This is a genomic window from Amycolatopsis sp. M39, assembly GCF_001651785.1.
GTDB classification, from domain to species: Bacteria; Actinomycetota; Actinomycetes; order Mycobacteriales; family Pseudonocardiaceae; genus Amycolatopsis; species Amycolatopsis rubida.
Map to the genome: position 1 here is coordinate 1 of NZ_LWSF01000051.1, position 26,011 is coordinate 26,011.

Below are 26,011 nucleotides of genomic sequence, written 5' to 3' on the forward strand. Positions count from 1 at the left end.
CCAGGCCAAAGCCAAGGATCAGAGTGTCCGGCCCACCGGGGGAACCTCAAAGCCGATGATCAGGCGTCTAGCCGCGGTCGTGCGCGTCACCCTGATGGTCGTCGTGCGGCTGGTGCAACTCTGGCACGTCTTGCCACCGGACGTACGAGAGATCTTCACCCGCATCGTAAGTCGGAACTGACCTCGTGGGGGTGTGGCATCGTCACACCCCCACGAGAAGTTGCCATGTATACCGAACCTGGGCCGAACTGATGCCCCGAACTGATCGACATCCGCAATCCGAGCGACTCGGCCGCCGTCGACTGGCCTACACCCGGTGAGGGTGCACTGCCCGTCGACTAATTACGCGACGGGAGCGGAGGACTCGCTGCCGGGCGAGCAAGCAGAACCTGAACTCGCAACAATCAGTACAATCCAAGAAAGTGAGAAGCTCCCGAGATTTGGGGCTGTCGCCGAGTGGTTCGGTATATCGGACGTGCAATTGCCTCGCTCCGGCGCACGTGGCGTGGTGGTTTGCGGCCGTCGCCGACGAGCCTGTGGCGGTCTAAGCCCTTGAACTTGAGCAGGCGATCTTGCTGTCGCCACTGCTCACCGCCGAAGGCGCGTCAGGTCTGCACTTCATCACGTTCAACTTTCTCTGAGCCACTACGGAGATCGTCACCGAACTCACGATCCCGTCGTGATGCAAAACCCGTGTCGACTCTGAGCTGTCCTGCCGGGCTGGACGGATCGGGTCAGTTGTCGCGCAGGTTAGCTCGCACCTGGCGAATCTCGTCGACGAGCGATGCGGTCAGCAACGGCTCGACCGCCAGCGCGCGGCGTGCCTCGGCCAGCCTCGGCAACGCGTCAGCCGAGAGGAATTGGAGCGCCGATTCGGTGAGGTCCTCGTCGAAGATCTCGAGAATCGTGGCGGAAAGAAGGCAGAAGCCAGCGGCTTCGTGGCAGATCCGGGTAAGGTCGGGTTCCGGTGAGAGCCGTCTCTCCTTGGAGGGCTTTGGCAAGGGCGTCCAGCCGCGGGATGAGCCCGCGTTCTCTGGGGCGAGTGAGTTTGCCGACGGTATTGAGGGTCACGATGATGTTCGAAACTGAGTCGCAGGCCGGATGCTGTTGCACCGTGAAGCTGAATGCGCGCAGTTTGGCCGCGACGTCAGCGGCGATGATCTCGCGAGTGACCCGGGTCAGTTGTGACGGCGGGTCGCTGGTGGCAAGAGGCTCGCCGTCCTTGTGCGCGATGTCGACGAGGAGGGCTGCCGCGCGTTCCAGCTCGCGGGGAATTCCGGCGGAAAGGACATAGCACAGGCAGGCGTAGGGGCTGGGCAGGCCGATGAGTCGGTGGTCGAGCCAATCGCAGGCTTCCTCGAGCGTGAACGGGTCCACGGTGATCATCGCGGTGAACGCGCTGTCCAGGGCATCGCGCACCGGAATGCCGCGCAACTCGAACGATGCCAGCGCGTCGTCGGATACCGAGACGAGGAACACGCAGTTGTCGACGCCGAATACGGTCTTGATCTCGTTGACGAACTCGTGCGCCTGGGCCGGGTCGGCGAACTTGTCCAGTTCGTCGATGGCTATGGCGATGCCGCTGGTCCGTCCGGAGCGGATCAGAGTGGTCGCAGCATGCTGGAGGAACTCGCGCAGCTGGTCGACGACTTCGGGTTGGGTCAAGGGCTGTTCGGCGTGGGCGACGGAGCGGGTCACGGTCAGTCCGAGCGATCGCGGGCCGTCGACTTTGCCCGACCAGCCGCTGGTGCGGGTTTGCAGGAACCGGATGCGGCGCAGTTGCTCTGTCGCCAAAGCTGCCAGCGCGTGAATCGAATTGCTGATCTCAGGCAGCAGACGGTTCCGTTCGATTCCGGTCAGGGTGGCTCGCATCCGAAATTCGGCAGAAGGCGGTACCTTGGGCCGCAATGCCCGCGGCAGCAAAGGACGCACTTTGCCGAGCGCACGCCGGAACCCCGAGCCGAGACGCTCGATCTCCCACCACGCGGCCCAGCGGATAGCCCGGCTTCCGAGCCACCGCGCGGCACTCAGAACTGGTCGCCGGGTCAGGATCGTGGTCAGAACCAGCGCGTGCCACCCAGCCTTGAACGCGTAGATCGAGATCAGCAGCTGCACCCCCAGGACGAGCACCCAGGTGAAGGAGGCGCGCGATATCTCCGTGGGTACCGTTTGCCACAGCTGGCGGATCTGCGCGACGTAGGTCTCCGGAAGAGCGAGGAGGTCGTGCTGTCGCCACCAGATCGCAGACACCCCGACTGTGAGAGCCAGAAGTGCAGTGCTGCGGATCATCGAATGCGAAGCACGCCGCCAAGCTCCGCGCCGGTTGGCAACGCGCTGGTGGTGCTCCCACCGGTCCGTCACTGCGGCACCTTGCGAGATCCGCGGGTTGCCTAGCGCTTCCAGCACTGCCCGGCACACCATTGCGTGCAGGTGAAGGACGAATTCTCGCAACTGGTAGCGCGCTGGAGCCGGCACGACGACGGTAAGCCGTCCCCCGAGATGCGCCTGAGGCAGCGTCCCGTTTGCCAAGGCGTGCAAGAGTGTCGTCTTTCCCACGCCTCGTCGTCCGGCGAGGGCGATCGCGCCGGTTGTGGTCTGGTCGAGTTCTCGGCTCAGCCGCTGCACGGCGGAGGTCGAGATCAGAAGCGATGACCGGGGCCAGCGGGCGCCGAACGGCCGGTTGATCTTCAGATCGTGGCTGAATGCGCGATGCGCGCCCCGGTTGATCCTGGCAAGGATCTCCGGCAACACCACCTCGTCGCGCACGGTGGTTTTCCAATCCCAGCGAAGACGGGTGAGCCCAGCTCGCAGACGGAACCGGCGTCGGCCCCAAGCTCGGCGGTCCCGCAACACGTCCGGCAAGGCCTGCGCGATAGTCTGGTCGACGAACGGCAGCCGGTATATCCCGAAGTACAGCAGGACCATGAGCAGCATCTGCGGCAGCGCGGGCCACGCCGGAAAGAACACCAGCGGTATTGCGACGGCGAAAGCCACGGCCAGCCCCAGCGCCAGTGCGAGCGTTCTCGCCCGTGCTTTCTCCCGCAGCGCGGCCAGATCTTTCGCGCGGACCACGGGTTTTTCGTTGAATAGCTCGTCGAGTTGGGCAGCGCGATCTGCCACTGCTGCGTGCACCGAGCGCATCCGGCGCAGGAAGTCCTCGTCGTGCAGGAGGTTGTGTCGCAGACGAAGGACCACCGATGGAGGCCATGCGTCGAGTACTTCACGCAGGTCCCGGGACTGCAGGACTTCCGTGACGATCGACTCGAAATCGCGGCTGAACGACCGTTGCTCGGCGAACGAAGCGCTGTCCGGCATGATCCCCTCTCCCCAGGCCTCGACGCCGAGTACAGCGCCGTTGGCGGCCCGGGTGTGCAACGCCACGCTGGCGGGAAACGCGCTCCACCCGAATGTCGGAATGCGCCTGCCAAACCTGCTGGGGAACGGCTTGCTCGTGCACCCGCCAGCACCTGAGCTTCACCTCCGGCGGCAAGCCCGCCGCCTCGTTGAGTGGCGGCCCGGGATCTGGAAGGTCGCAGGGATACGGCACCTGTTCGGACCGGACCGGCGTCGCGAACATCCAGGTTCCGGAAGACGATCTTCGGCGGATGCCGGACGAGACAGGCGGGGAGTACCGCGTGGGTGCCGGAAACATTGTCGTAGCCGCTGACCAGGTGGTTTGTGGCGCGGGATACGTGGTTGAGTGGGTGATGATGTCATACTTCATGATCACATCGCGGCTCACCCGGGCGAGCTCTTCGTTCCACGGGTAATCGCTTTTCTCCGGAGCGCCGGTAGCTGGCGTTGTACCTGCCGAGAAATGCGTCCATGCAGGTCAAGGGTCATCGGCGGGCTGCTTGCGGTCCGGCATGATCGCGTCTCGTGCTGGTTCGCTTCGTCTATCTTGCCGTTGTCCATGTGTTCGCGGTGTTGTGGCTACTGTCGATGGCCGACCGAGAGAAGGCCGTTGAGATCCTCGCCCTGCGCCACCAACTGATCATCTTGCAACGACAGCTCGGTGATCAGCGCCCGGGCCGGGTTGCAGGCGTGCGAGCCACGCCAGGATATGCCGCGAAGCTTCATCAGACGGCGAGAGGACGTGTCCCCAGCCTGGGACAAGGTGAGTCGTCAGTCTGGTGCCTCGTTGGAAGAACCGTGCTTCGTGCTCTGACAGGGNCTGACAGGGCTTGGTTGTCTCGGCATCGTCCGGCCTGCGCGCTCGCAGGACAGAACGAGTTGTCTTGCTGCCCGGCGATCACCAGTATCGGCGGGACTGACACGGTAATCGGGGTCGTCCACATCTCACGTGCGTCGGCGAGTTCAGTGCGCGACCAGATCCCCTTGGTGTTCTCGTCCTGTCGCAAGAGGTCTGCCGGGCTGGCCGGAGACCACCACAAGTCTTCGCGCCGGCCAGGTACCGTGGTGATCCAGCCGTCATCGAGGTCGGCGAATCGAGCTTCGCGATTCGCGGCATGGACGGCGTCGGGTGGCACGGCCACATCGGCGAGGTCGGGTGCGTGCACCATGCCGGTAAGGACTATCCCTGACAGGTCGGCGGCGATTTCCGGGTGGCGCTGACATGCGTAGAGCGCAAGGGCGGTCCCGGCGCTGTGGCCGACGAGCACAATCTGGTCGAATGGTCCGTATTTTCCTCGTTTGAGGTCACGCAACAATGTCACCAGGGCATCGACGACAACAGGCGCTGTCGGTTGCTCGGAGCACAGGCGTGTCGAACTGCCATGGCCGGGTCGGTCCATGTTCAACGTTGCCCAGTTCGCCCGCCACGCGCGGTTCGTGTAGGAGTACTGATCCGCTGGTGTCATGGACCAGTATTTTCTGGTGAAACCAGCTCCGTGCAGGAGGACTTGCACTCCCCGGGGATGCGGAGGTTTGCGCAGTTCGCCTCGCATGCTGGCGGAACCGATACCGATGGGAATATCCAGATCCAGGGATGTTATCGAGGGCGAGTGCGTCACGGCACTTGATCGTACCGCGCTACGAATCACGTTGCTCCTCGTTATTGAGGCCTGCTTGATCCGGTGTGCGCCGAGGACGCAAGACAGGTATTCGCCGCAGGTGCGATCTTGTCGGCGAATGTCTGGACCGCCTGAGACCGGATCGTGCGATAGAGTTCCAGGAAGTAGCGTGTCTCCTGGCGCATGGTCGCGTCGGCCGCCGCGCGGGGCAGCCACTCGCTTTCGAGTACCTCGTTCGTTCTGGGTGCGTTGTTCGCCAACGCCGAACGGTGGGCGACCACTAGCCAGCAAGCCGTCGTGATCAGCTCCGGGTGCATGGTGCGGCGCGGGATGGTTTTGGCATAGTCGTCAGCCCAGGTGAGCAGGTTGCCGAAGGCCCGCGTGTCATACAGGTAAAATATGCTGTCCCGAACTTCGATTACGCGTTGGTGCAGGACTTCCCACGACCTGTCGGTGTCAAATAGGTCGCGCCAGCGAGAAGTCGTCGACGTGAGCGTCAGTTCTGGAGTTGCGCTGCGCAGCCACCGCCAGAACGAATAGAGTCGAATTCGCCGGTACTGGCATACGATTGCCTTGCGGAGGGGTTCCACGGCCACGACAACGCAACCCAGCGGTAAGAGAACGAACCGGGCGGTGCTCAGCAATATCGCGGCTTGGGACAGTGCCGGCGCGATGGGTGTCATGCGCTCCGCTGTACGGATGGCCATGAAGGGGACCATGATGGCATCGCCCGCCATGACCATCGTCAAAGCTGTGCGCAGGACCCTTCCCTCGATGTCGGCCAAGTTCCGCCACAGTAGCCATGAAGCGGTCAGGGCGGTGCCGACCATGTATGCGGCGGCAATAAGAGCGTATGCGGTAAACGGGCTGATCTGGGCTGAAGACGAGAAGCGCATCGCTGGCGGGGTAAGCGCGAAAGAGATTGACATGCCCGCAGCCGTTGCCAGCGCCCAGGCTATCCACGCGGGCTTGCTGTATCGGTGCCTCGGCTGAAAGCCGGTTATGCGGACGGCGAAGTACAAGGTTGCCGTGATGTCAACCAGGCCCCAGATCCCCTGAAACAGGTTGCTGAATTTCGGGACATCGGTCAACTGGTTGACTCTTGCCGCGAACCAAGATTGTATGATGACCGAACTTGTCGCGAAGACCGCAAGGGTCAGAAATAGGGGGCGCTGCATGCGATTGCGGAGCAGATAGGGGAAACGTGCGGCCAGCGTTGTCAGGACGATGACGATTACTGCCTGTCGCGCTGTGTCCTGTAACATCAATCAGCACTGAACCGCGAACGTAACGAACCGGACCGACATCCCCTGCGCTTCTTCCCTGGCGTGTGGTCAACGTTCCTTCGAGGTAATCCCGAACACAGTTGACCATAATTCCGGTCTCCAGGAAAGAATCCCCTGGAAGGTGTCCCTCGGATGGACCAGCGCTCCGGGCGCGATGCAGACCGGGCAGCGAGCGGGTGCCGTCGGGGCCTCGTCCTCGAATGCGAAAGACCGAACGATCCGAGTTTCCGAGGAGGATCTTGTGCATCGGCTCGCCATCCGTGCGGCTGGGTTGTTCGACGGGCAAGAGTTCTTGGCCGGGCCCGTCCTGGTCATGAGTGAGAACGGCAGCATCGTCGACATCGACTGCTCTGGGGCACATCCGCCGGAGCACGCAGACATGCTGGACTTGAGGGATTTGACACTGCTGCCTGGATTGGTGGACGCCCACACCCACCTGTCGTGGGAACCGCAGGGCAATCCCGAGGAGCTTCTTTTCGAGGACGGCGAACGCCTGCTGGCGCGGGCACGCCTGCACGCCGGACAAGCCTTGTCCGCTGGGATAACTACGCTGCGCGACCTCGGTAGCCGCGGCTTCGACCTGGCGGGCCTGCGGGAGGACTACCGGCGCGGACGCGTGGTGGGGCCCGAACTACTGATCAGCGGACCGCCGATAACTCGAAGCAAGGGACACGGCTGGTTTCTCGGCGGGGTGGCAGACAGCCTTGATCAGGTCATTGCCGCGGTAGCGGAGAGAGCGCGCCGGGGTGTCGACTGGGTGAAGGTGATGGCGACCGGTGGCTTCACCACTCAGGGATCGGATCCGGCCCGGCCCAATTACGACCTGGAAACCATGAGGGCCCTTGTGCGAAGCGCACATGCGCGCGGGTTGCCAGTGACTGCCCACGCGCACGCCACCAGCGGTATTGCCGATCTGGTCGAGGCCGGCGTCGACGGCATCGAACACTGCACGTTCTACACGAGCCGGGGTGCCGTCTTGGACGCCACGTTGGTTGAAGCCATGGCTGAGCAGGGAATTCGGGCAGGCATCACCCTTGCGCGGCCGCAAGGTGTACCGGAGCCGTGGATCCAGGACATCCTCGATCGCGTAGTGCCCCATGCAGGTGAACTGATGCGGGCCGGGGTGCGCGTCGCTCTGTGTACTGACGCCGGCATCAACCCGGCCCGGCCGCACGACGTGCTCCCTGCAGACCTTGTCTACGCCGCCGATCGTGGCCTCAGCGGACGCCAGGTCCTCGCCGCAGCCACGTCGGTGGCTGCGGAGGTGTGCGGTGTGGGCCACCGCAAGGGGCGTATTGCGCCCGGGTACGACGCGGACCTGATTGCGGTCTCTGGCAACCCGTTGCACGATATTCGCGCCATCCTCGAAGTGCGGGCGGTGGTCCGCGCCGGGTTGCTTGTGCGCTGACGGAAGGGTCCAGGGGGTTGCCCGGCGAACGAGCAGAACGTTGTGCCGACCGTCTAATACAGTGGATGATGATGGCGCTGGTATTAGGTGACGGCGGAGGTAGTGGCGATGAGCACCGTCAACTCGCAGGATTCGGATCCTGGCTGGCTCGCAGTCACGGTGCGGAACCTGCTGGTCGAGAAGTACGGCGATGGACGTGTGCCCGGCGTACGGAGGATCGCGGCCGACATCCGTGCGGCGAACGACGGCGAAGCCATCTCGCATGGACACATCCACAACATCCTTACCGGCGAGGCGGAGAATCTGACGCAGAGGACCAGCAGCCTCCTGGCTCGGTTCTTCGACAAGCACCCCTCGTACTTTTACCCGCCTGCTCGGTCCGCGAAGCCGGATCCGGACTCCGTACGGGCGCTGGCCGCCCGGTTCGCCACCTTCGACGCCGATCAGGTGGAAGCGATCAAGCAGGCGATCGAGATCGTGACCGCCCAGGCGAAGCCTCGCGAACGATAGTCCAATCAGGTGGTTTGGCACCTTCCGGGTTTCCCTGTCGCGAGGGGCTGGCGAGGATGATGGCGAGCAGGAGGTGTCCCCGGGGAGGGTGGATGCGGAACCTTGCTTCGTCGAATCGCGGTCACGAGGAGTCCGCAGCCTTGGTCGGGCAGCTTCCGCCGCTGCCTTCCCCGTGGAGTATCCGGGAGCTGTGTGACCGGTTGGCCGCACAGCGGCAGCGGGAGCTTCTGCTCCATCCCATGACTCTGTCGGCACTCCCGCTTGGATTGTGGTACTTCGACGGCAAGCGCGATCACATCATCTTCCGGGCCGAGGCGACCGGCTACCACCGTGATCACATTATTCTGCATGAAATATGCCATATGCTGGCGCGGCACAATCATATCCTTCGGCGAGGATTCGGTCAGCGCAAGGGCGGTGTCGAGGGGAGTCTCGCGGCATCGCTCGGCCACGCTGTGAATAATCCGTTTACTGATTATCAAGAGCGGTTGGCAGAGGATTTTGCGACGCAGGTTCTGAAACAGGTGCATCAGATTGCCTCCGCGTCAGTGAGCGATTTTGAGCGGCGGGCGGCTAATATTTTCGGCGGCGTTAAATTCTAAGCGGACTAATCGTCCGTCGCGTCCGTTGAACCGTCGGTATTCTGTAGCTCTCGAGGGTCTCTGCGAGTTAATCTTGTTGCGTGGCAACGTCTCATGGAGTGTCCAATATACTTGACGCCCTCGAGGCTGGCTGCTAGCCTCAGGTCAGGCAATTGATGGCAGATTGCTTGCCGGAAAGTATCCGTGGGGAGGCGGACCCGTGCGCTCAAAGGTGTATTTCCCGTGGGGATATATTAGAGGCTTGTCTCGTTGAATGTCACAGCGCTGCATTTCCGGAAGCGGTCGCTAGTCGAGGAGCTGCTCGCTAGTAGCCCTATTATTCGCGATGTGTATGTCAGCTGACACTTGCTTGGCACTTCGGTCATAAATGAGACATGAGTCAATGCGGAAGTGATCTAAACCTGCGCTGCTGTGCCAGCGGTGCCGTTACGTGAAATGGATCCGGATGCGCGAACCTCTGTTGAAGTCGATCAACCCGCGCTCGCTGCTGGGTGACCGTGCTGTCTGGCCGGGTGACAAGGAGTACGACAGTCGGCGACGTGTCTGGAACGGCATGCACGATCGTCGCCCGGCATTAGTCGCCCGGTGCTCGAACGCCGAAGAGGTCAGCGCGATCCTGCGGTGGGCGCGTTCCGAAGGTCTTGCGGTCTCAGTTCGCGGCGGTGGCCACAACGTCGCCGGAACCGCTGTCGCTGACGATGCTGTCGTGATCGATCTCGCCCTCATGAACTCGGTCGACGTCGATCCGGTGTCAATGGTGGCGGTGGCCGGTGGCGGTGCCTTGCTCCGTGATCTCGATGCGGCGACGACGATGCACGGCCTGGCATGCCCCGCAGGCGTGGTGTCCCACACGGGGCTGGGCGGACTGACTCTCGGAGGCGGATACGGCTGGCTCGCCCGCAAATGGGGGCTGACTTGCGACCATCTCACCGCGGCCGCGGTCGTCCTGCCGGACGGCGCGATCGTGGAGGCGTCGCCGGCCGAACACCAGGACCTGTTCTGGGCGCTCCGCGGCGGTGGCGGGAACTTCGGCGTCGTCACCAGGTTTACGCTTCGGCTGCGGAATGTCGGGCCGGTCGTTCACCAGTCTGGCGTCTACGCGCTCGCGTCGGCGGACGAAGCACTGGTCGCTTATGCCGGGTTCGCTGGACGACAAGAGCTCGACTTGCACACTGTCGGCGCGTTGAAGATCGCGGGCAACCACGAATGGATCCCGGAACGGCTGCGCGGAGAACCGGCTCTCTTCCTTACCGCTGGCTGGTTCGGTTCAGAGTGCGACGGGGCGGACGCGATCGCGCCGCTGTTCCGGTCGGCACCACCGGACGGGCGGCTGGACCAGGTGCTGTCCTACGCCGCCTTGCAGGCGTTGGGCGATCACAGCGAACCGGCGGGACACCGATACTTCACCAAATCCTGCTACCTCGGCGACATCAGTGGCGCTGCGGCTACCGCGCTCGTCAACGCCGGCCGCGCGATCACGTCACCGATGTCGAGCATTGACTTCGAGTTCCTGCGCGGAGCGATCGCGGAGGTTCCCGACGCTGGATCAGCCTTCCCCAACCGGGGCGCGCCTTACATCGTCACGGCATCGGCGCAGTGGACCAACGCCGACGAGGACGCGACACACACGCGGTGGTCGCGGCAGACGATCGACAGCCTCGGCCCGTGGCAGTACGGCGGCGCGTACGTCAACTACGTCCAGGATGCGGGGCACCAGAGCGCCGCGGATCTCTACGGCCAGCGTCGCTATCGCCGGCTGGCGGCGGCCAAAGCACGTTACGACCCCGAGAACATCTTGCGGCACAACCAGAACATCCCTCCGGTCACGACGACCTCGTAGCCCGCCGCACCAGAAAGGCAGACGTGTGAACAGGACTGTGGCAACTGTCGAGCCACCCGCCAGCTGGGGCAGCAACGATCTGGCAGCGTTGGCTCGATCCCTCGGATCGCCCTGGTACCGGCTGGTCGCCGACCTGCACGACATCATCCAGGTGACCACACAGCGCTACGCGACCTCTCGCGGCTTGAAGAGTCTTTTCCTGCCGGTGACCACCCGCACCGTGACGTGTCCGACGGCATTGGGGAGCGACTCCATGCCAGTGCCGGTGGCCGTGAGCGGCGTCAACACTTATCTCGCTGACTCAATGCAGTTCGCTCTGGAATACGGCTGCCGGGTCGCGCCGGGCGGCTGCTACACGATCCTGCCGTCGTTCCGGGGCGAGGACCAGGACGAGACTCATCTCGGTCAGTACACGCACAGCGAGGCCGAGATCCCCGGTGACATGAATGCGCTGATCGAGTATGTGACCGGCTACGTCCGAGCGCTGGCCGGGGCGATTCTCGATGGCGTCGGAGACCGGCTGGCGGAGGCTCGTGGCGATGTTTCCCACCTCGTCAGGATGGTCGAGACGAAGGGGAAGTTCGCCGAGTTGACGTTCGGCGAGGCCGTTCGCACGGTGGCCGACGTTGAGGGAACCGTCCGCGACGAGGGAGAGTGGCGCACGCTCACCAGGAAAGGCGAGCGACTGCTGATGCAACGTGTCAGCGAATTCGTCTGGGTACATCACTTCGACAGTCTTGCCGTGCCGTTCTATCAGGCGTTCGGCGATGAGTCCCGGACGACGGCCAAGAGCGCTGACCTCTACTTCGGCATGGGGGAGGTCGTGGGTTCGGGAGAACGCCATACCAGCGCGGAGGAACTGCGGAAGTCCATGGCGCTGCACGGGGTCAACGAACAGGAATACGCCTGGTACGTCCGCATGAAAGAGGATGTCCCGGTGCTGACCTCCGGGTTCGGGATGGGCGTCGACCGGTTTCTGATGTGGGTGCTGAAGCACGACGACATCCGGGACATGCCGTTGATCTCGCGCACGGACGAACCGAAGTCGTGGCCCGCGTCCGTCACCCGTCCATGACCAGCCGGTGCCCGGAGGAGCGACATGACCACCCCATCACCGCTGAACTCACCCGTCGCGCGGCGGCGCGTGGCCGTCTCCGGCAGAGGTCTGGTGACCGTTGATGCAGCTGGTCGCGGCGTCCTGTCCGTTGCCCGCCCCACCGTGCCGACGGTCGACCTGGCCGCGTGGCTCAAGGACAGCAAGCCACAGGTCCAGGAGATCTTGAACGAGCGCGGAGCCGTGCTGTTCCGGGGGTTCCCGATCCGGGAACCGGCGGACTTCCAGGCGGTTGTCAAGGTGTGGTCGCCGGCTCTGCTCAGTTACACCTACGGTTCGACGCCCCGCAGCAAGTCCGCTGTGGAGGGCGTGTACACGTCTACCGAGTACCCGGCGGACCAGACCATCCCGCAGCACAACGAAATGGCCTACGCGAGGGTCTGGCCGAGGTACCTGTGGTTCTACTGCGAGACCGCGGCACCGGTTGGGGGCGCGACCCCGCTGGCCGACAACCGCAGGGTCGGCGAGCGCCTGGACCCGGCGCTGTTCGCGTCGTTCGCAGCGAGGGGCGTCCGCTACGTGCGCAACTACGGCAGCGGGCTTGACCTCTCCTGGCAACAGGCGTTCGAGACCGAGGACCCGAAAGAGGTCGAGGAGCTCTGCCGGGATCAGGAGATCGACTTCGACTGGCAGGAGACCGGACGGTTGCGGACGTCCCAGCGTTGTCCCGCGGTGGTCGAGCACCCGGCCACTGGCACCGATCTCTGGTTCAACCAGGCGCACCTCTTCCACACCTCGGCGTTGTCCGCGGAAGTCCGGGCATCGCTGCTGGAACTCGGTCCCGGCCAGCTGCCCCGGCAGGCTTATTACGGCGACGGCGAACCGATCGAGGATGCCGCTTTGGACGAAGTGCGCGCGGCCTTCGAGGCCGAGACGGTCCGGCAGCCGTGGGAACGCGGCGACGTGCTGCTCATCGACAACATGCTCGTGTCGCACGGACGAGACCCTTACGAGGGGCCGCGCCGGGTCCTGGTGGCCATGACAGACGAGCACGACGGACGCACCGGAGCCACGCGATGACCGCGCTCGAGCCGGAAGCGACCGGTTTCCAGCTTTCGCCGCAACAACATGCTCTGTACCGCCGGTATGGGGGAGCCGCCCGAGTGTCGCGGCGGATCCCGACGGACGAGACGATGAGCGTCGACGACATCGTCAGCCGGTTGTCGGCGATGGTGGCCGCGCATGAGGCGCTGCGCACCCGGTACGTCGGCGTGGCCGGGTTGAGCGCGCCGGTCCAGGTCGTCGACGATCCGGGCGGCGTCGTGGTCGAACCGCTTCCCAGGGGCGGTGCTCTCGTGCACGCGGGCGCGGTCACGGTCGAGCGTGTGCCCACCGCCGAAGGTGTCGACCTCGTCGTGGAGCTGCCTCGGCTGAGCACGGATTCCGCATCGTGGGAGCTGCTCGTCGGCACGCTGACGGGTGCGGTGGACCTGCCGGGCGAGGTGCTCCAGTACGCGGATGTGGCTGTGTGGCTGCAAGAGCAGCTGGTCGACGCGAAGCCAGGGGCGGAGACGCGGTCGTACCTCCCGTTCGTGACCTCTGGCAGCGGCGTAGCGGAGGTGTCGCCGGCCATTCCCGCGACGACGGTTCGGAGGGTCAAGGAAATTGCCGAAGAACTGGCGGTCGCCGAGGCCGCTGTGGTGCTCGCGGCGTGGGAAAGCGTCTACGTGCGCTACACGCGCACCGAGGGACATAGAGCGGCGGTCGTCACGGACGGACGCTCCGCGCCGGGCCTCGGGAATCTGTTCGGCCCGCTCGAACGGCCAGTGCCTTTGCCGTTCGAGCTTGGTCAGGAGACTTCGTTCGCCGACGCGGTGAAGGCGGCGCACGCGGCGCTGACGGAGGCGAAAGCAGCCGAGTACGAGTTCGATCCAGCGAACGTCGTAGGGGATACGACCGCTTTCACGTTCCGGTACCGGGAGAACGGCCTGGCCGAGCCGCCGGACGTCCTGGCAGACCTGCACGTGGACTGCCTGTCCAGCCCTGGCGGCCTACAGGTCGCGGTGGCGGTGAAGGGGGCCGCGAACGAGGATCTCAGTTCGTTCGCCGAGGCGTTCGTCCTTCTCCTCGCCGACGCGGTGACAGACCCGGCGCGGCAGATAGGCGTCCTTGGCCTCGCACCGCAACCGAAGCACGCACAGGAGCCGGTCAGCAGGCCGGAAACGGTACTGCGCAGCATTCTCAAGCGTGCGGACGAGCAGCCCGACGTGTCCGCGGTCGTCGCCGACGCGGCCGCCGTGACGTACCGGGATCTGGTCGACCGGGCCACGTCGCTCGCTGAATTGCTTCGGGAGCACGGTGTCCGTCCCGGCGCGCTGGTGCCGGTGATTGCCGAGCCGGCAGTGGAGACTCTCGTGGCGATGGCGGGGATCTGGCTGGCCGAGGCGGCCTTCGTTCCGCTCGACCCCTCCTGGCCGCAGGCCCGGATCGACGCCGTTGTCCGTGACGTCGCGGCCTCGGCGATCGTCACGCGCGGTCTTTCGATCCTCGACACTGGCCTGCGGCCGGAGCCCGCGACACGCGCGGGTGCCGCTTACGTCATCTACACGTCGGGGACCTCCGGGACCGCCAAGGGCGTGGTCATCGGCCACGAGCAGCTCGCGCACTACGCCGCGGCGAGCGGCGCGGTGTTGCGAGTCGGCAACGGCACGCGGTTCGCCGCGATGTCCACATTGGCCGCCGACCTCGCGTACACGGCCATCTTCCCGGTGCTGGCGAAGGGCGGCAGTGTCCACCTGATCGAGCCCGACGTGGCCACCGATCCGGCCGCGTTCGCGGAGCGGCTCCGCCGTAACCCGGTCGACGCGATGAAACTCGTGCCGTCCCACCTGATCGCGTTGCTCGCCGCAGGGGACGACCCGGCTGCGGTGCTGCCGCGGGAAACACTCGTCCTGGGCGGCGAGCCGCTCCCGCTGTCGCTCGTGGACCAGGTGCGGGCGCTGGCTCCGGACCTCCGCGTGTACAACCACTACGGACCCACCGAGACGACCATCGGCGCGTCGTGTCGGCTGGTCGGCACGACGCGCGACGAACGACAGAGGTCCGTTCCGGTCGGGACGGGTATCGGCGGCACGTCCGTCACAGTCGTCGACAGCGCGGGCGCGCTCCTGCCCCCGTGGTGTCCCGGCGAGATTCTGATCAGCGGACCCACCGTGGGCCTCGGCTACCTGACCGGCGAGACCGGCTTCGCCGACGGGCGGTACCAGACCGGTGATGTCGGCAGGCTCGTGCCCGGTGCCGGCGTCGAGACCCTCGGCCGGCTCGACGATCAGGTCAAACTGCGCGGGCATCGAATCCGGCTCGGAGAGGTCGAAGGGGCCGTGCGACGGCTGAGCGGAGTTGTCGCGGCCGCCGTGACCGCCCGCGGAGACGAGAACGGGCTGATCAGCCACCTCGACGCTTACGTGGTTCTCGACGGCAACGCAACAGCCGCGGACCTGGAGGAGCGGCTCCGGCGCGAGCTGCCGCCCGCCTGGGTGCCGACCAGATGGCAGGTGGTGGAGCAGCTTCCGCTCACCGGCAACGGCAAGCTCGACCGCGACGCGCTCACCCCGATCGAACCGCGACGCACCCGGCCGACGCGGCCGACCGACTCCGTCGAGCAGCGCCTGCTGGTCATCTGGGAGGAGGTCGTCGGGGTCGACGGCGTCTCCCGTGACGACGACTTCTTCGACCTCGGCGGCCACTCGCTGCACGCGATCAAGCTGATGGCGCGGGTCAACCGGGCGTTCGGCAGCAACCTGCCCATGGCGTCGGTCCTGCGGGCACGGACCGTCGCCGCCACCGCGGATCTGATCCGCGAGGGGAGATTCCACGACTCGAACCTCGTGCCGCTGCGACAAGGACCCGCCACTTCACCGGTGTTTTGCTTCCACCCCGGCGGCGGAACGACGCTCTGCTACTGGGACCTCGCGCGGATGCTGCCGGCGGAGCACCAGGTGGTGGGCGTGGAGGCGATCGGCTTGCACGGCAGGCCGCCGCACGACGACTTCGCCGTCATGGCCGAGGACTACGCCGCGGCGATCGCCGCCGGTGCCTACGGCCCGCCGGTGCTGGTCGGCTGGTGTTTCGGCGGGCTGGTCGCCCGGGGGACCGCGGACGCGCTGCGGCGGGCCGGGCACGACGTGGCGTTGCTCGTCCTGGTCGACTGCCCCGCTCCGGGATTCGACGACACCACCGACGAAGCGCTCCAGGAGGCACAGCTGCTGACCGAGTCGAAGCTCGCCAGCAGGTTCGCATGGCACTTCGAGCCCGAGCTGCCGTCGATGCCCGCCGAGACGCCGACTTCGTACGAACTCATGCTCAAGGCCATGCAGACCGGCGGTCACCTGCCGGAGGGCACGACCGAGGACGAAGTGAAGACGATCTTCGACGTCTATGCGGCGAACTCCAGGGCATGGGAGGAATACGCCGCCGAGCACGTCGAACGGAGAGCGGAATACCCGGTGCTGCTCGTACGCGCCGAGGCGGACGGCGCGCCCGCCGACACGGACCGCACGTGGGGCTGGGGCTCGTTGATCGGCCGAGATCTGCAGTTCGCGTCGATCGCCGCGGATCACCACAGCATCATGCGGCAGCCGGCGGTCGCGGAGCTAGCGTCCGCGATCACTCGGACCCGCAACGCCAAGTAGACCTTTTCCCAGGAGGTTGGTGCCCCATGACGGCCGAGTACGCCGTGCGGCCCGAGCTCGTTCCAGTATCGCGGCCGGAGTGCGTCCCGCTGTCGTTCGCGCAGCAGAGGCTGTGGTTCCTCCAGCGCTACGGAGACGTTGGCTCCGCATACAACCTGCCGTACCTCTGGCAGTTGACCGGGCCTGTCGACGAGAACGCGCTGGAGCGGGCGCTGCGGGACGTCGTCGCCCGGCACGAGAGCCTGCGCACGGTGTTCCCGGAGACCGACGGCGAACCAGAACAACGAGTGCTGGACCCGGGCCTGCTCGGATCGCCGCTGTCGACCGAGCGGGTGCGGGCCGGTTCGGTGCCGGAACGGGTCGATGATCTCCTCTGCCAGGAGTTCGACCTGCGCACGACCCCGCCGATCCGGGTCCATCTCATGGTCAGCGGTCCTGATGAACGGACGCTTCTGGTCGTCGTGCACCACATCGTGTGCGACGGGTGGTCGCGCGACCGGTTCGCGCGTGATCTCAGCACGGCGTATGCGGCACGGGTGCGGGGCGTCGCCCCGGAGTGGGCACCACTGCCCGTGCAGTACGCGGACTACGCCCTGTGGCAGCGGACTTTGCTGGAGGAGGACGGGAAACCCAGCGCGCTCGCGGCCGAGCAAGCCGAGTTCTGGCAGCGGACCATGCGCGGGGCGCCCGAGCAGCTGTCCCTGCCGGCGGATCGCCCGCGCCCCGCCGCGTTCACCTATCGCGGCGAGGCCGTCGATGTGGCGATCTCGGCGGATCTGCATCGGCGGGCACGAGCACTCGCCCGGTCTGAGGGCTGCACCCTGTTCATGGTGTTGCACGCGGCGCTGGCTGTCACGCTCTCGGCGCATGGAGCCGGCGAGGACATCCCGCTCGGCACCGCGTTCGCCGGCCGCACCGAGGAAGCGCTGGAGGACCTGGTCGGGTTCTTCGTCGACACCCTGGTGCTGCGGACCGATCTGTCCGGCGATCCGGCATTCACCGCGTTGCTCGACCGGATCCGCGACGTCGCCTTGGACGCCTATTCACATCAGGACTTGCCATTCGACCGGGTGGTGGAAGCGCTCAACCCTGCGCGTTCCCCGGCGTATCACCCGTTGTTCCAGGTGTTCGTCGCGCTCGACGACGGCTCCGGGGCGGAGCAGCTGCGGCTGCCGGGGGTGTGCGTGCGGATGCTGCCGCAGCCCGTGGCGGCGGCGAAGTTCGACCTCTCGGTCGACTTCATCGAGTCCCAGGACGAGGCCGGGAATCCTGCCGGAATGCGGGCGGTTCTGGAGTACTCCACCGACCTGTTCGACCAGACCACTGTCCAGCGGCTCGCGGACAAACTGCACGCTGTCCTGGCCGCGGCGACGAAGGACCCCTCGCGACCGGTCTCGGCGTTGACCGCGCTGCCGGCGGCCGAACGCGACAGGCAACTGGTCGAGTGGACTGGACCGTCGCGTGTGGAAGAATCTCTGGACCTCGCCGCCTTGGTGCGCGAGCGTGCCGCCGGGGACCCGGCAGCGGTCGCGGTGTCCTGGGCGGACGAGACACTCCGCTACCCGGAACTCGCCGCGGAAAGCACACGCGTCACGCATGCTCTGAATCTCGTGGGTGCCAGCACGGACGACCTCGTGGGCGTTCTCTCGGACCGCAACGGTTGGTACGTCTCGGCGATCTTGGGGGTCCTCGGCGCGGACGCGGGTTTCATGCCGATCGACGCCGGCACGCCCGTGCACCGGGCCGCCGCGATGCTTACGGACGGCAACGTGCGGCGCCTCCTGGCCGACTCGTCTCTCCGGGGTCGTGCCGACGAGATCGTCAGGGCCGCCTCTGCCCGCGTGACGGTGGTCGATGTCGGCGCCGAGGCCTGTCCGTCGCCGGTCCGCGGACTCTCCGGCTCGGCCGCGTACACCGTGTTCACGTCCGGCTCGACGGGACGCCCCAAAGGCGTCGTGGTGCCTCATCGCGGTCTGGCGAACCATTTGCACGCCGTGATCGAGTTCTACGGCCTGGACGAACGCGATGTCATGGCATTCAACGCGCCGCTGACCTTCGACGTCTCGGTCTGGCAGGCCCTGACCATGCTCGCTGTCGGCGGGCGGGTGCACGCGATGGACGACGACACCTCTCGCGACCCGGTTGCCCTGCTGCGCTGCTGCGCTGACCAAGGCATCACCGTCCTGCAGATCGTGCCGGCACTGCTGCGTGCCGTGCTCGATCTGGTCGAGGACGCACCTGAATATCTGGCGTGTCTGCACAGCATGCGGATGATGCTGGCGCACGGTGAGGAACTGCCGCCGGAACTCATCATCCGCTGGTACCTGCACTTTCCGAACGTTCCGTTGATGAACGTGTACGGTCCGGCCGAATGCTCCGACGACGTGTCCATCGCCAGGCTGGCCCCTGAACGAGTTGCCCAGGGAACGGCCTCGATCGGCCCGCCGATCGCCAACACCCGCGCGTTCGTGCTCGACAGCCGGCTGCGGCTCGTGCCGCAGGGAGTCGCGGGGGAACTTTACGTCGCCGGCCCGGGGCTGGCGCGGGGGTACGCGGCGCGGCCGGGACTGACGTCCGAACGGTTCGTGGCGAACCCGTTCGGCCCCACCGGCGAGCGGATGTACCGGACAGGCGACCTGGTCCGGTGGACGCCAGACGGTGAACTGAAGTTTCTCGGCCGAGCCGACAACCAAGTGAAGATTCGCGGGTATCGCATCGAACCAGCCGAGATCGAACGGATCGTCGCCGCCGTTCCAGGCGTCGTGCAGGCAGTGGTGGTGGCCCGCGAGGACCGCCCTGACGACAAGTGCCTGGTCGCCTACTACGTCGCTGACGACGCGGAGATCGACGTCGTTGTACTGCGGAACACCGCGGAAGCCGCCCTGCCGAACTACATGGTGCCGTCCGCGTTCGTCCGGATCGACGCCATTCCGCTCACTCCCAACGGAAAACTCGATCGCCACGCCCTGCCCGCGCCCGAGTTCGCGGCAGGCGGGCGTGGCCGCCCACCGCACACCCCGGAGGAACGCCGGCTGGCCGAGTTGTTCGCCGAGGTCCTGGGGACCGCCGACGTCGGCATCGACGACAGCTTCTTCGACCTGGGCGGCCATTCCTTGCTCGCCACCAGGCTGATCAGCCGGATCCGCGCGGTCATCCGCGTCGAAGTGTCCATTCGCGAGATCTTCAACCACCCGACCGTCGCCGGACTCGCCGCCGCGATGGTGGCGGGCGAACAGACCACGGCGCGGCCGTCCGTGCTCGCGGCTGACCGCCCCGACCGGCTTCCGCTCTCGTATGCACAGCAGCGACTGTGGTACATCGACCGGTACGAACAGACCGGACCGGCCTACAACGTTCCCCTCGTCTGGCACATCACTGGTCCGCTCAACCCGCTCGCGCTCGCGGAAGCGTGTACGGACGTGGTCGTTCGGCACGAAAGCCTGCGTACCGTGTTCCCCGCTGTCGGAGGAGAACCTGAGCAGCTGATCCTTTCCGCCGACGACATCGCTACACCGCTGGCCGTGACCGACGTGGCACCGGATGCCGTGGATTCGGTCGTCCGAGAGGTGGCGGGCCGTACCTTCGATCTCGCGAAGGACATCCCGATCCGAGCGGATCTTCTTGTCACCGGAGCAGATCAGGCCACGCTCGTCGTAGTGCTGCACCACATCGCCGCGGATGGATGGTCGATGCGTCCGCTGGTCAACGACCTGTCGCGGGCCTACGAGGCCCGTGTCCGCGGAACCGTTCCGCGATGGTCGCCTCTTCCGGTGCAGTACGCAGACTTCGGCCTCTGGCACCAGCGGTTGCTTGGGGCGGAGGAAGATCCGGACAGCCTCCGCAACGTGCAGTTCGCGTTCTGGCGCGACACTCTCGCCGGAGCGCCGCCACGGCTGGAGATGCCCACCGACCGGCCGTACCCACCGGTGGCCAGCCACGACGGTGAGATCGTGGAGTTCACGATCGACTCGAGCCTGCACGGTGCTCTCTCCCAGTTGGCGACGTCCGAGGACGCCACGCTGTTCATGGTCCTGCACGCGGCGTTCGCGGTGGTGCTTACTGCGGTCGGCGCCGGTGAGGACATTCCGCTGGGCACGGTCGTGGCCGGCCGCGACGACGAGGCCCTCGACGACCTCATCGGCTTCTTCGTCAACACCCTGGTGCTGCGGACAGACACCGCGGGCGACCCGACCTTCCGCGAACTGCTCGCCAGGGTCCGGGCCACCGATCTGGCCGCCTTCGCCCACCAGGACGTGCCGTTTGAGCAGCTCGTCGAACGTCTCAACCCGGAGCGTTCCCTGGCTCACCATCCGCTGTTCCAGATCTTCATCGCGCTCGACGAGGGCTACGAGTCGGACGCCGCGGCGCTCCGTCTCGGTGATGCGGACGTCACCAGCCAGCCCGACGTGACGGGCACAGCGAAGTTCGACCTCTCCACCGACTTCTCGGTCTGTCGCGGAGAGGGGGGTGAACCCGGCGGGATCAACGTCGTCATGGAGTACGCCACTGACCTGTTCGACCGGCACACCGTCGAGGCACTCGCCGCACGGCTGCTGACCGTGATCCGGACGATTGCCGCCGCCCCTGATCTCCCGCTGCGTCGCATCGAGGTCCTCACCGAGGCCGAGCGGAACGAGCAGCTCGTGGCGTGGAACGGTCCGCGTCGCGAAGAACGGCCGCTCGACCTTCCCGCGACTGTCGCGCTGTCCGCCGCTTTGCGCCCCGGAGCCCTCGCGGTTTCCGCGCCTCTCGGCAGCCTCACTTATGCCGAGCTGGACCGGGATGCGGCTGGCATCGCCCGTGCACTGGCCGCAGCGGGAGTCGAGCCCGACAATCTGGTGGCGGTGCTTTCGACACGCAGCGCCTGGTATCTGTCGGCCGTCTTGGGTGTGCTGGGCGCGGGCGCGGGGTACATGCCAGTGGACGCCACCACGCCAGTGGCCCGCGTAGCCCGGATGCTCGTTGAGGGCCGGGTGCATGTGTTGCTCGCGTCGCCGGACCTGCGTGCCCGTGCGGAGGAGATCGCGGCCGAGACCGGGCACGACGTCCGCGTGGTCAATCGCCCGCTGGCCGGGTCGGAGTTCTCGCCGCCGGTCGATCAAAACCTTGTCGCCTATGCCGTGTTCACGTCGGGTTCCACCGGGCGCCCCAAGGGTGTGCTGGTGCCTCACCGCGGGCTGGCCAATCACCTGCACGCGGTGATCGACCTGTACAAACTGGACGAGAGCGATGTCATGGCGTTCAACGCGCCGCTGACGTTCGACGTGTCCGTCTGGCAGACGCTGGCCATGCTCGCGGTGGGCGGACGCGTACATGCCATGGACGACGACACCGTGCGCGATCCGGCCGCCTTGCTGCGTTGTTGCCGCGAGGAACGGATCACCGTGCTGCAGATCGTTCCGTCGTTGCTGCGTGCCGTGCTCGATCTGGTCGAAGGCGCGCCGGACTGCCTGAACGACCTCATCGGCCTGCGGATGATGCTGGCGCACGGGGAGGAACTTCCGCCAGAGCTGGTTCTTCGCTGGTACAAGCACTTCCCCGCGATCCCGCTGATGAATGTCTATGGTCCCGCAGAGTGCGCCGACGACGTGACGATCGGCGTGCTCGACGCAGGAGCGACTGGCCGGGCATCCATTGGGAAGCCCTTGATCAACACCAGGGTGTACGTGCTGGACGCGTACCTCCGGCTCGCGCCAGCGGGCAGCGTCGGCGAGTTGTATGTGGCCGGAGCGGGTGTGGCACGCGGTTACGCCAGCCGGCCTGGCCTGACAGCGGAACGGTTCGTGGCGAATCCGTTCGGGGCGGCTGGCGAACGGATGTACCGGACCGGCGATCTAGTGCGGTGGAACGCGGACCGGGAACTGGAGTTCGTCGGCCGGGCCGACGACCAGGTAAAGATCCGCGGGTACAGGATCGAACCCGCAGAGATCGCGCGCGTCCTGGAGACCGTACCCGGTGTGCACCAAGCGGTCGTCGTGGTGCGGGAGGACCAGCCGGGGGAGCAGAGCCTCGTCGCCTATGTCATCGGAGACGGCCGGGCACCGGTCGGCACGGACGTCCTCAACGCGGTTGCCCTGCGCGACCTCCCCCGCTACATGGTGCCGGCACACTACGTAGAGGTCGACGCGGTTCCGTTGACACCCAATGGAAAACTCGACTACCAGGCGCTGCCTGCACCGGCGTCCGCCCCCGTCCGGGGCCGCAAGCCGCGTACTCGGGAGGAACACCAGCTGTGCGACCTGTACGCCGAGGTGCTGAAGGTCCCCGAGGTGGGGATAGACGACAGCTTCTTCGACCACGGCGGGCACTCGCTGCTCGCCGCCCGGCTACTAGCCAGGATCCGGGCGGTGCTGAACGTCGAGATCTCGGTTCGAGACCTGTTCGACCACCCCACTGTGGCCGGGCTGACCACGTCGGTGAACTTCGAGGCCGGCCCGCCCCGCCCGGCGCTGCGGCGCCGTACTCGTGAAGGGCAGCTCTTGTGATCCCGCTTTCGTTCTCCCAACGGGGACTGTGGTTCCTACACCAGTTGGATCCGAAAGACACCGCCTACCACGTTCCGATGGTGTGGCGCTTCTCCGCGCCGCTCGACGAGTCCGCGCTCACGTTGGCACTGCACGATGTCGTGCTCCGGCACGAGAGCCTGCGCACGCTGTTCCCCTCAGCGAACGGAGAACCCTGCCAGCACGTCGTGCCTGCCTCGGAGCTGGAGCCGTTGCTGACGTCGGTGCGCGTCTCGGTGGCTGATCCAGTGGTGCGCGAGATTCTGGAGCGTCCGTTCGATCTGGCAAAAGACCTTCCGCTCCGCGCGAAGCTCGTATGGACGGACGCCGACGAGGGCATATTCGTCCTGGTGGCACATCACATCGCGTTCGACGGCTGGTCCGAGGACGTGTTCTGGGGCGACCTCAGTACGGCGTATGCGGCCCGCGCGTCAGGTGAAGCGCCGCGCTGGCCGGAGCTGGCCGTGCAGTACGCGGACTACACGTTGTGGCAGCACGAACTGCTGGGCGATGGCGAGGAACCGGGCAGCGTCATGGCGAAGCAGCTGGACTACTGGCGTTCCGCGTTGGAGGACGCGCCCCGAGACCTCGGCCTGCCATTCGATCACAGTGCGCGGCACAACACCGCATGCGAAACAGTCGAATTCGAGATCGATGCTGCCGTGCATCGTGCTCTGACCGGGCTGGCCTCGCGCACCGGCACGACAATGTTCATGATCACGCACGCCGCGATCGCTGCTCTGGTGACACGACTGGGAGACCGCACCGACCTGTCGCTCGGCACTGTCGTCGCAGGCCGGTCGGACGAGGCGCTGCACGATCTGGTCGGCTATTTCACGAACAGCCTGGTACTTCGCACCGACACGTCGGGGGACCTCACTTTTCTCGACCTGCTCCAGCGCGTTCGCGAAGTCGACTTGGCCGCGTTCGCCCACCAGGACGTGCCGTTCGAGAAGGTCGTCGAAGCGGTGAACCCGGTTCGGACGCGGAACAGCATGCCGCTGTTCGAGATCTTCTTCCGGTTCGGCTCCGAACATCGGCCGAGCAAGAACCTGGGCGGAATCGAACTGCGCGAGGTTCAGTTCGAGAACAAGACCGCCACGTTCGACCTGGACATCTGCCTCAACGAAGAACAAGCCGCAGACGGTGAAACGGGGAGAATTCTGGCCCACCTCACCTATCGGGCCGGCTTGTTCGACCCCAGGACGATCACGACCCTGGCGAGCGGACTCGCCAGGACGCTGAAGTCCGCGGCGGCGGATCCCCGCGTCCGGGTCCGGGAGATCGACGTGGTCGATCCCGCGGATCGCCACCGCCTGCTGGTGGAATGGAACGGCACGGCGTGCCCGCGGACGGACGTGTCAGTCGCGGAACTCGTCGAGGCACAGGCAGATCAAAGCCCGGAAGCGCCGGCCGTGTCGGACGGCGACGTCCTGCTGAGCTACACGGAGCTGAACGATCGGGCGAACCGGATCGCCCACGAGCTGATCCGGCGGGGGATCGGGCCGGAGCGGGTCGTCGCGGTGATGGCGGAGCGCTCCGCAGAGCTGGTGGCCGCCATGCTGGCAGTGTTCAAAGTGGGCGCGGCGTACCTCCCGGTGGATCCGGCCTATCCGGCCGAGCGGAGCGCGACCGTGCTCGCCGATGCCGCGCCCGCGCTCGTGCTGACGACGACTGGCGGCACCGGCGACCTGCCTGCGACCTGGCCTCGTTTGCTGCTTGACACGATGCTGCTTGGCACGACCGCGGCTGGCCTCGGCGGCGAGAAGAACCCGACAGACGCGGAACGAGTGGCGCCCCTCGTCGCCGAGCACCCGTCCTACTTGATCTACACGTCGGGTTCCACCGGTACCCCCAAGGGGGTCGTGATGACCTATCGCGCGGTGGTGAATCTGCTGGCTTGGCGCAGGGCCGGGTCGCCAGCCGGCCCAAGTTTGCGCACCGCGATGTTCACCATGATCAGCTTCGACGTGTCCGTCCTGGAAGTCCTCTCCACGCTGCATCGAGGCGGTTGCCTGCTGATACCGGACAACGACACCCGTCGCGACATGACCTTGCTCGCTCACTGGCTCGATCGTCACGAGGCCAGCGAACTCAACGCGCCGACGCCAGTCATCGAGGCTGTGTGCGAAGCGTCGATCAGCGCCGGGCTGGAACTGTCCGCGCTGACGGACATCGTCCAGGCGGGTGAGGGCTTCACACTGTCCCGGCCGATCGACCAGGTTTGGCGGGCGCAGCACAACCGGCGGCTGCACAACCAGTACGGCCCCGCGGAGACGCACTGCGCCACTTCGTTCATCGCGAACAAGGAAGATGACGCGCTCGTTTCGGTGCCGATCGGCCGGCCGATCGACAACGCGCGTGTGTATGTCCTGGACACCTGGCTGTGCTTGGTGCCGGTAGGCGTCGTCGGAGAGCTGTACATCGCGAGCGCGGGCGTCGCACGCGGGTATCTGAACAGGCCGGGTTTGACGGCGGAGAGGTTCGTCGCCAATCCGTTCGGCGCACCGGGCGAAGTGATGTACCGGACGGGAGATTTGGTCCGGTGGGGTGCCGACGGCCAGCTGCGGTTCCACGGCCGTGCCGACGCGCAGCTGAAGATCCGAGGCGTCCGGGTAGAGCCGGGCGAGGTCGAGGCTACGCTCACGCGGTTTCCCGGCGTCGCTCAGGCGGCGGTCCTTGCTCACCCGGAACGGTCCGGTGGCAAGCGGCTGGTCGCGTATGTGGTGGGTGATGTCGACCCGGTCGAACTGCGCCGTTCAGTGGCCCGGATCCTGCCTCAGCACATGGTGCCTGCTGCGGTGGTGGTGCTGGAGGAGTTGCCGTTGACGGCGAACGGGAAGCTGGATCGGCGGGCGTTGCCGGAGCCTGATCTGGGTGGTTCTGTGTCGTCCCGGAGGCCGCGCGACACGCGGGAGGAGATCTTGTGCGGTTTGTTCGCGGATATTCTTGGCGTGGCCGAGGTGGGGATTGACGACAGTTTTTTCGATCTCGGCGGGCATTCTTTGCTGGCGACTCGTCTGACGAGCCGGATTCGTTCGGTGTTGGGCGTGGAGGTGGCTGTTCGGACGTTGTTCGAAGCCCCCGCGGTCGCGGCTTTGGCGCAGCGACTGGACGACGATGCCGACGTGCGGGCCCCGCTGA

General features: G+C 66.2%; 13 protein-coding genes. 10 read left to right on the forward strand and 3 right to left on the reverse strand.

Annotated elements, in window-relative coordinates:
- A partial coding sequence (locus A4R44_RS51625) for a hypothetical protein (protein ID WP_232792074.1) occupies positions 1-181 on the forward strand: 181 nt, incomplete at its 5' end.
- Between the two features lie 665 nt (positions 182-846).
- On the opposite strand, the gene A4R44_RS44740 is transcribed toward A4R44_RS51625, so the two are convergent.
- From A4R44_RS44740 to A4R44_RS44745, 3 genes are all read right to left on the reverse strand, one after another.
- Positions 847-3,381 (reverse strand): hypothetical protein, encoded by a 2,535-nt coding sequence (locus A4R44_RS44740; RefSeq protein ID WP_067595671.1) that lies wholly within the window; start codon positions 3,379-3,381, stop codon positions 847-849.
- A gap of 698 nt (positions 3,382-4,079) precedes the next feature.
- Complete coding sequence (locus tag A4R44_RS47200) at positions 4,080-4,973, reverse strand: alpha/beta hydrolase (protein WP_157905168.1); 894 nt, start codon at positions 4,971-4,973, stop codon at positions 4,080-4,082.
- 41 nt (positions 4,974-5,014) lie between these two features.
- Complete coding sequence (locus A4R44_RS44745) at positions 5,015-6,238, reverse strand: DUF6545 domain-containing protein (protein ID WP_067595673.1); 1,224 nt, start codon at positions 6,236-6,238, stop codon at positions 5,015-5,017.
- A 262-nt stretch (positions 6,239-6,500) separates the two neighbouring features.
- On the opposite strand from A4R44_RS44745, the gene A4R44_RS44750 reads away from it, so the two are divergent.
- The 9 genes from A4R44_RS44750 to A4R44_RS44790 all read left to right on the forward strand — a co-directional run.
- Positions 6,501-7,667 carry an amidohydrolase family protein gene (locus A4R44_RS44750; protein ID WP_198545685.1) on the forward strand — a complete coding sequence of 389 codons (1,167 nt, stop codon included), beginning with the start codon at positions 6,501-6,503 and terminating at the stop codon, positions 7,665-7,667.
- A 108-nt stretch (positions 7,668-7,775) separates the two neighbouring features.
- Positions 7,776-8,177 (forward strand): hypothetical protein, encoded by a 402-nt coding sequence (locus A4R44_RS44755; RefSeq protein WP_067595674.1) that lies wholly within the window; start codon positions 7,776-7,778, stop codon positions 8,175-8,177.
- A 92-nt stretch (positions 8,178-8,269) separates the two neighbouring features.
- Positions 8,270-8,779 carry a hypothetical protein gene (locus A4R44_RS44760; RefSeq protein ID WP_157905169.1) on the forward strand — a complete coding sequence of 170 codons (510 nt, stop codon included), beginning with the start codon at positions 8,270-8,272 and terminating at the stop codon, positions 8,777-8,779.
- 445 nt (positions 8,780-9,224) lie between these two features.
- The gene (locus A4R44_RS44765; protein ID WP_095214018.1) at positions 9,225-10,619 is read left to right on the forward strand and encodes an FAD-binding oxidoreductase; all 1,395 of its coding nucleotides are present in this window, start codon (positions 9,225-9,227) and stop codon (positions 10,617-10,619) included.
- Between the two features lie 37 nt (positions 10,620-10,656).
- The gene (locus A4R44_RS44770) at positions 10,657-11,694 is read left to right on the forward strand and encodes an amino acid--tRNA ligase-related protein (protein WP_232792075.1); all 1,038 of its coding nucleotides are present in this window, start codon (positions 10,657-10,659) and stop codon (positions 11,692-11,694) included.
- Positions 11,695-11,718: 24 nt separating this feature from the next.
- Positions 11,719-12,753: a TauD/TfdA family dioxygenase gene (locus A4R44_RS44775; protein ID WP_067595681.1), complete on the forward strand. Its 1,035-nt coding sequence runs from the start codon at positions 11,719-11,721 to the stop codon at positions 12,751-12,753.
- On the forward strand, positions 12,750-16,364 hold the full coding sequence (locus tag A4R44_RS44780; protein WP_095214019.1) for an AMP-binding protein: 3,615 nt from the start codon (positions 12,750-12,752) through the stop codon (positions 16,362-16,364). The genes A4R44_RS44775 and A4R44_RS44780 overlap by 4 nt, the downstream gene beginning before the upstream one ends.
- 26 nt (positions 16,365-16,390) lie before the next feature.
- Positions 16,391-22,849 carry a non-ribosomal peptide synthetase gene (locus A4R44_RS51630; protein ID WP_067595683.1) on the forward strand — a complete coding sequence of 2,153 codons (6,459 nt, stop codon included), beginning with the start codon at positions 16,391-16,393 and terminating at the stop codon, positions 22,847-22,849.
- A gap of 44 nt (positions 22,850-22,893) precedes the next feature.
- Positions 22,894-26,011, forward strand: a 3,118-nt coding sequence (locus tag A4R44_RS44790; protein ID WP_232792076.1) for a non-ribosomal peptide synthetase, incomplete at its 3' end; no start/stop codon positions are given.